This is a genomic window from Methylobacterium sp. B1 (genome assembly GCF_000333255.1).
In the GTDB taxonomy this organism is placed as follows: domain Bacteria; phylum Pseudomonadota; class Alphaproteobacteria; order Rhizobiales; family Beijerinckiaceae; genus Methylobacterium; species Methylobacterium fujisawaense.
The window spans coordinates 1-5,986 of the sequence record NZ_BACT01000311.1 but is presented as its reverse complement, the minus strand read 5'-3'; the positions used below and the strand labels follow the sequence as shown (position 1 = coordinate 5,986).

5 protein-coding genes are annotated in these 5,986 nt (G+C 67.8%); 3 read left to right on the top strand and 2 right to left on the bottom strand.

Going from position 1 to position 5,986, the window contains the following annotated elements; translation table 11 throughout:
• From I53_RS09155 to I53_RS09145, 3 genes are all read left to right on the top strand, one after another.
• Positions 1-1,010, top strand: a 1,010-nt coding sequence (locus tag I53_RS09155; protein WP_043349491.1) for an NADH-ubiquinone oxidoreductase-F iron-sulfur binding region domain-containing protein, incomplete at its 5' end; no start/stop codon positions are given.
• Positions 1,011-1,020: 10 nt separating this feature from the next.
• Positions 1,021-3,894, top strand: coding sequence for a formate dehydrogenase subunit alpha (gene fdhF / locus I53_RS09150; protein WP_043349489.1), 2,874 nt, complete (start codon positions 1,021-1,023; stop codon positions 3,892-3,894).
• 9 nt (positions 3,895-3,903) lie between these two features.
• Positions 3,904-4,197 (top strand): formate dehydrogenase subunit delta, encoded by a 294-nt coding sequence (locus I53_RS09145; RefSeq protein ID WP_043349488.1) that lies wholly within the window; start codon positions 3,904-3,906, stop codon positions 4,195-4,197.
• Between the two features lie 268 nt (positions 4,198-4,465).
• Here the strand turns inward: I53_RS09145 and I53_RS09140 are convergent, their stop codons facing one another.
• Positions 4,466-5,128, bottom strand: coding sequence for a 3-oxoacid CoA-transferase subunit B (locus tag I53_RS09140; protein ID WP_043349486.1), 663 nt, complete (start codon positions 5,126-5,128; stop codon positions 4,466-4,468).
• Between the two features lie 24 nt (positions 5,129-5,152).
• Entirely contained in the window at positions 5,153-5,893 is a 741-nt protein-coding gene (locus I53_RS09135; RefSeq protein ID WP_043349483.1) for a CoA transferase subunit A, read from the bottom strand.
• Positions 5,894-5,986: the final 93 nt, after the last annotated feature.

Genomic DNA, 5,986 nt, shown 5'->3' with positions numbered 1-5,986 from the left:
GGGATTCCGGCACCTTCGCCGACCGGATGATGATGGAGGGCGACCCTTTCAACTTCATCGAGGGCATGACCATCGCGGCCGTCGCGACCGGTGCCACCCGCGGTTACATCTACCTGCGCTCCGAGTACCCGCAGGCGTTTGCCACCCTCAAGGAGGCCATCGCCAACGGCGTGACCGCCGGCGTGCTCGGCGAGAACATCCTGGGCTCGGGCAAGACCTTCCATCTGGAAGTGCGCCTCGGCGCCGGCGCCTATATCTGCGGCGAGGAGACCTCGCTGCTGGAGAGCCTTGAGGGCAAGCGCGGCATCGTCCGCGCCAAGCCGCCGATCCCGGCGCTGAAGGGCTTCCTTGGCAAGCCGACGCTGGTCAACAACGTCATGACCTTCACGGCCGTGCCGTGGATCCTGGAGAACGGCGCCAAGGCCTACGCCGATTACGGCATGGGCCGCTCGCTCGGCACCCTGCCGATCCAGCTCGCCGGCAACATCAAGCACGGCGGCCTGATCGAGATGGCCTTCGGCATCACACTCCGGCAGGTGATCGAGGTTTTCGGCGGCGGCACCCGTTCGGGTCGGCCGGTCCGGGCCGTGCAGGTCGGCGGGCCGCTCGGGGCCTACTTCCCCGACCATCTCCTCGACACGCCCCTCGACTACGAGGCGATGGCGGCCAAGAAGGGCCTCGTCGGCCACGGCGGCATCGTGGTGTTCGACGACACCGTCGACATGGCGGCCCAGGCCCGCTTCGCCTTCGAGTTCTGCGCCACCGAGTCCTGCGGAAAGTGCACCCCCTGCCGCATCGGCGCCACCCGCGGCGTCGAGACCATGGACAAGGTCATCGCCGGCATCCGGCCGGATGCGAATCTCAAGCTGGTCGAGGACCTCTGCGAGGTCATGACCGACGGGTCGCTCTGCGCCATGGGCGGGCTCACCCCGATGCCCGTCATGAGCGCGATCACCCATTTCCCCGAGGATTTCAGGCGCGCCGGCGATCTGCCGGCCGCGGCCGAGTAAGGAGGCGTCGATGGGCCTGATCAAGGAGATCGACTACGGCACGCCGATCCGCGTGGCGGAGCAGACCGTCACGCTGACGATCGACGGCATGTCTGTGACGGTGCCGGCGGGCACCTCGGTGATGGCGGCGGCGATGCATGCCGGGACGCAGATCCCGAAGCTCTGCGCCACCGATAGCTTGGAGCCGTTCGGCTCCTGCCGCCTCTGCCTCGTGGAGATCGAGGGCCGGCGCGGCACCCCAGCCTCCTGCACGACCCCGGCCGAGAACGGCATGGTCGTCCACACGCAGAACGAGAAGCTCGCCAAGCTCCGCAAGGGTGTGATGGAGCTCTACATCTCCGATCACCCGCTGGACTGCCTGACCTGCGCGGCCAACGGCGATTGCGAGCTGCAGACGCAGGCCGGCGTCGTCGGCCTTCGGGACGTCCGCTACGGCTATGACGGCGACAACCACGTCAAGCCGAGCGCCGAGAAGTATCTGCCGAAGGACGAGTCGAACCCGTACTTCACCTACGACCCGTCGAAGTGCATCGTCTGCAACCGCTGCGTGCGCGCCTGCGAAGAGGTCCAGGGCACCTTCGCGCTGACCATCGCGGGCCGCGGCTTCGACAGCCGCGTGGCAGCCGGCCCGACCAACTTCTTCGAGTCGGAATGCGTCTCCTGCGGCGCCTGCGTGCAGGCCTGCCCGACTGCGACGCTTCAGGAGAAGTCGATCCACGAGTACGGCCAGCCCGAGCACGCCGAGGTGACGACCTGCGCCTATTGCGGCGTCGGCTGCTCGTTCAAGGCCGAGATGCAGGGCGAGCGCGTCGTCCGCATGGTCCCCTACAAGGGCGGCAAGGCCAATGAGGGCCATAGCTGCGTGAAGGGCCGCTTCGCCTACGGCTACGCCACCCACAAGGACCGCATCACCAAGCCGATGATCCGCGAGAAGATCACGGATCCGTGGCGCGAGGTCTCCTGGGAGGAGGCCATCGACCGGGCCGCGAGCGAGTTCAAGCGGATCCAGGCCAAGTACGGCAAGGATTCGGTCGGCGGCATCACCTCGTCGCGCTGCACCAACGAGGAGGCCTACCTCGTCCAGAAGCTCGTGCGCGCCGCTTTCGGCAACAACAACGTCGATACCTGCGCCCGCGTCTGCCACTCGCCGACCGGCTACGGCCTGATGTCGACGCTCGGCACCTCGGCCGGCACACAGGACTTCAAGTCGGTGGAGCATTCCGACGTGATCCTGGTGATCGGCGCCAACCCCACCGACGGCCATCCGGTCTTCGGCTCGCGGATGAAGAAGCGCCTGCGCCAGGGCGCCAAGCTGATCGTCGCCGATCCGCGCAAGATCGACCTCGTGAAGTCGCCCCACATCAAGGCCGACTATCACCTGCCGCTGAAGCCCGGCTCCAACGTCGCCTTCATCAACTCGCTGGCGCACGTGATCGTCACCGAGGGTCTGATCGACGAAGCCTATGTCCGCGAGCGCTGCGACCTCGCCGAGTTCGAGTCCTGGGCCCGGTTCATCGCCGATGAGCGGCACTCCCCGGAGAGCCAGCAGCCCTTCACCGGTCTCGACCCGGCGGAAGTCCGCGGGGCGGCCCGGCTCTACGCCAAGGGCGGCGCGGCCGGCATCTACTACGGTCTGGGCGTCACCGAGCACAGCCAGGGCTCGACCATGGTGATGGGCATGGCCAACATCGCCATGGCCACCGGCAACATCGGCAAGCTCGGCGCCGGCGTGAACCCGCTGCGCGGCCAGAACAACGTGCAGGGCTCCTGCGACATGGGCTCGTTCCCGCACGAGCTCACCGGCTACCGCCACGTCTCGGACGACGCCACCCGCGAGAGCTTCGAGGCCCTCTGGGGCGCCAAGCTCGACAACGCGCCGGGCCTGCGCATCACCAACATGCTCGACGAGGCCGTCGAGGGCTCGTTCAAGGGCATGTACATCCAGGGCGAGGACATCGCGCAGTCCGACCCGGACACGCACCACGTCACCTCGGGCCTGATGGCGATGGAGTGCATCGTCGTCCAGGATCTGTTCCTGAACGAGACCGCCAAATACGCCCACGTCTTCCTGCCGGGCGCCTCGTTCCTGGAGAAGGACGGCACCTTCACCAACGCCGAGCGCCGCATCTCGCGGGTCCGCAAGGTGATGGCCCCGATGGGCGGCTACGGCGACTGGGAGGGCACCGTGCTGCTCTCCAACGCGCTGGGCTACAAGATGGAGTACAGCCACCCGTCCGAGATCATGGACGAGATCGCCTCGCTCACCCCGAGCTTCACCGGCGTGTCCTACGCCAAGCTCGACGAGCTCGGCTCGGTGCAGTGGCCCTGCAACGAGAAGGCGCCGCTCGGGACGCCGATGATGCACGTGGACCGGTTCGTCCGCGGCAAGGGTCGGTTCATGATCACCGAGTTCGTGGCCACCGAGGAGCGGACGGGGGCGAAGTTCCCGCTGATCCTCACCACGGGCCGGATCCTCTCCCAGTACAATGTCGGCGCGCAGACCCGGCGCACCGAGAACTCGCGCTGGCACGAGGAGGACGTGCTGGAGATCCACCCGTTCGACGCGGAGCTGCGCGGCATCGTCGACGGCGATCTCGTCGCTCTGGAGAGCCGCTCGGGCGACATCGCCCTCAAGGCCAAGATCTCCGAGCGGATGCAGCCGGGCGTGGTCTACACGACCTTCCACCACGCCAAGACCGGCGCCAACGTCATCACCACCGACTACTCGGACTGGGCGACCAACTGCCCCGAGTACAAGGTGACGGCGGTGCAGGTCCGGCGGACCAACCGGCCGTCCGACTGGCAGGCGAAGTTCTACGAGGAGGACTTCTCCCTGACCCGGATCGCCAATTCCCAGGGCACTGCGCTCGACGCGGCGGAGTAAGAGTATCCGATGAGTGCCGTGACGCAGGCGGACAAGCTCGTCCGCATGGCCAACCAGATCGCCACCTTCTTCCGGTCCTACCCGGAGGAGGAGGCGGTCGCCGGGGTCCAGAAGCACATCAAGGCGTTCTGGACGCCCAAGATGATCGCGCATCTCGAGGCCGCCCTCCCGGAGCAGGGCGACCGGGTCGACAGCTACGTGCGGCGGGCGTTGCAGGGCGAGGAGCCGGCGGCCGACAGCCCGGTGCGGCCCGCGACCCGGGATCCGCAACTCGCGGGCGCGGGCGCCAGCGACGCGGGCTGACCGATCGGCACAGGTCGGAGGGTTCGGGCTCTGACCCGGCCGGAGCGGAGCGGCAAAGGATCACGCGAAACGCCCCCCTCTTCCGACCGGGAGAGGGGGGCGTTTCGCGTCTGGCCTGTGCCGATGCGTGAAGGGGGGCTGGCGCTGACGAGGTGCGCCGACATCGGGCGCGTCTGAAGGGCGCCCGCGCCGTCATGCGATGGCCGCCCAATCTGGGCGGCCATCGCCCCGTTGGACCCGGCGACGTCGGTCGCCGGGCCTGCGGATGTCAGTTCTTGAGGGCGACCGTGAAGTCGGCCTCGGTCTTCTTGCGGATCTCGTCCTCGGTGACGCCGTCGGCGAGTTCGATCAGCGTCATGCCGCCGTCGCCCTTCTTGTCGATGGCGAACACGCCGAGATCGGTGATCACCAGATCGACCACCTGGGTTCCGGTGAGCGGCAGGTCGCAGGCCTTGAGCAGCTTCGGGCTCTCGGTGCCGTCCTTGTTCTTGGCGACGTGCTCCATCACCACGACCACGCGCTTCACCCCGGCCACGAGGTCCATGGCGCCGCCCATCCCCTTCACCATCTTGCCGGGGATCATCCAGTTGGCGAGGTCGCCGTTGCCGGCCACCTGCATGGCGCCGAGGATCGACAGGTTGATGTGCCCGCCGCGGATCATCCCGAAGGAATCCGCCGAGGAGAAGTAGCTCGTCGTCGGCAGGGCGGTGATCGTCTGCTTGCCGGCGTTGATCAGGTCCGGATCCTCCTCACCCTCGTAGGGGAAGGGGCCCATGCCCAGCATGCCGTTCTCCGACTGGAGCTGCACCGACATGCCCTCGGGGATGTAGTTCGACACCAGCGTCGGGATGCCGATGCCGAGGTTCACGTAGAAGCCGTCCTCCAGCTCCTTGGCGGCGCGCGCCGCCATCTGCTCGCGGGTCCAGGCCATCGTTCTCGCTCCCTTCCCGTCCGGTCAGTGCGTGCCGCCGCCGGCCGCGGCGGCCGGGGTCGCATCGTTGCGCTTGCGCGTCGTGCGCTGCTCGATGCGCTTGTCGCGCACGCCCACGTCGACGATGCGCTTCACGAAGATGCCGGGCGTGTGGATCGTGTCCGGATCGATCTCGCCCGGCTTCACGAGATGCTCGACCTGCGCCACCGTCATCTTGGCGGCGGTGGCCATCATCGGGTTGAAGTTGCGCGCGGTCATCCGGTAGCGCAGGTTCCCCTCGGTGTCGCCCGTATGGGCATGGACCAGGGCGAGGTCGGCGAACAGGCCGCGCTCCATGACGTAATGCTCGCCATCGAACTCGCGGACCTCCTTGCCCTCGGCGACCTTGGTGCCGACGCCGGTCTTGGTGAAGAAGGCCGGGATGCCGGCGCCGCCGGCGCGGATCCGCTCGGCGAGCGTGCCCTGCGGGTTGAACTCGATCTCCAGCTCGCCACCGAGATACTGCCGGGCGAATTCCTTGTTCTCGCCCACGTAGGACGAGATCATCTTCCGGACCTGGCGGGTGTCCAGAAGCTTGCCGAGGCCGACCCCGTCGATGCCGGCATTGTTCGAGACGACGGTGAGACCCTTGACGCCCGAGAGGCGCACCGCCTCGATCAGCTCGTCCGGGATGCCGCAGAGGCCGAAGCCGCCGCACATCACCATCATGTCGTCGTGCAGGAGGCCGGCCAGGGCCGCGGCGGCATCCGTGTAGACCTTCTTCATCGAACCGTCCTTTTCCCGCCGGACCCGACCGGCCGAAACCTTGGGAAGTGCGTGTCCTCGCGCCTGCTCTCCCCGATTCCGCGCGTGAAATCC

Bases quoted from the DNA above. Each gene is read 5' to 3' on its own strand.
- fdhF (WP_043349489.1), top strand. From the start codon at position 1,021: ATGGGCCTGATCAAGGAGATCGACTACGGCACGCCGATCCGCGTGGCG.
- I53_RS09145 (WP_043349488.1), top strand. From the start codon at position 3,904: ATGAGTGCCGTGACGCAGGCGGACAAGCTCGTCCGCATGGCCAACCAG.
- I53_RS09140 (WP_043349486.1), bottom strand. From the start codon at position 5,128: ATGGCCTGGACCCGCGAGCAGATGGCGGCGCGCGCCGCCAAGGAGCTG.
- I53_RS09135 (WP_043349483.1), bottom strand. From the start codon at position 5,893: ATGAAGAAGGTCTACACGGATGCCGCCGCGGCCCTGGCCGGCCTCCTG.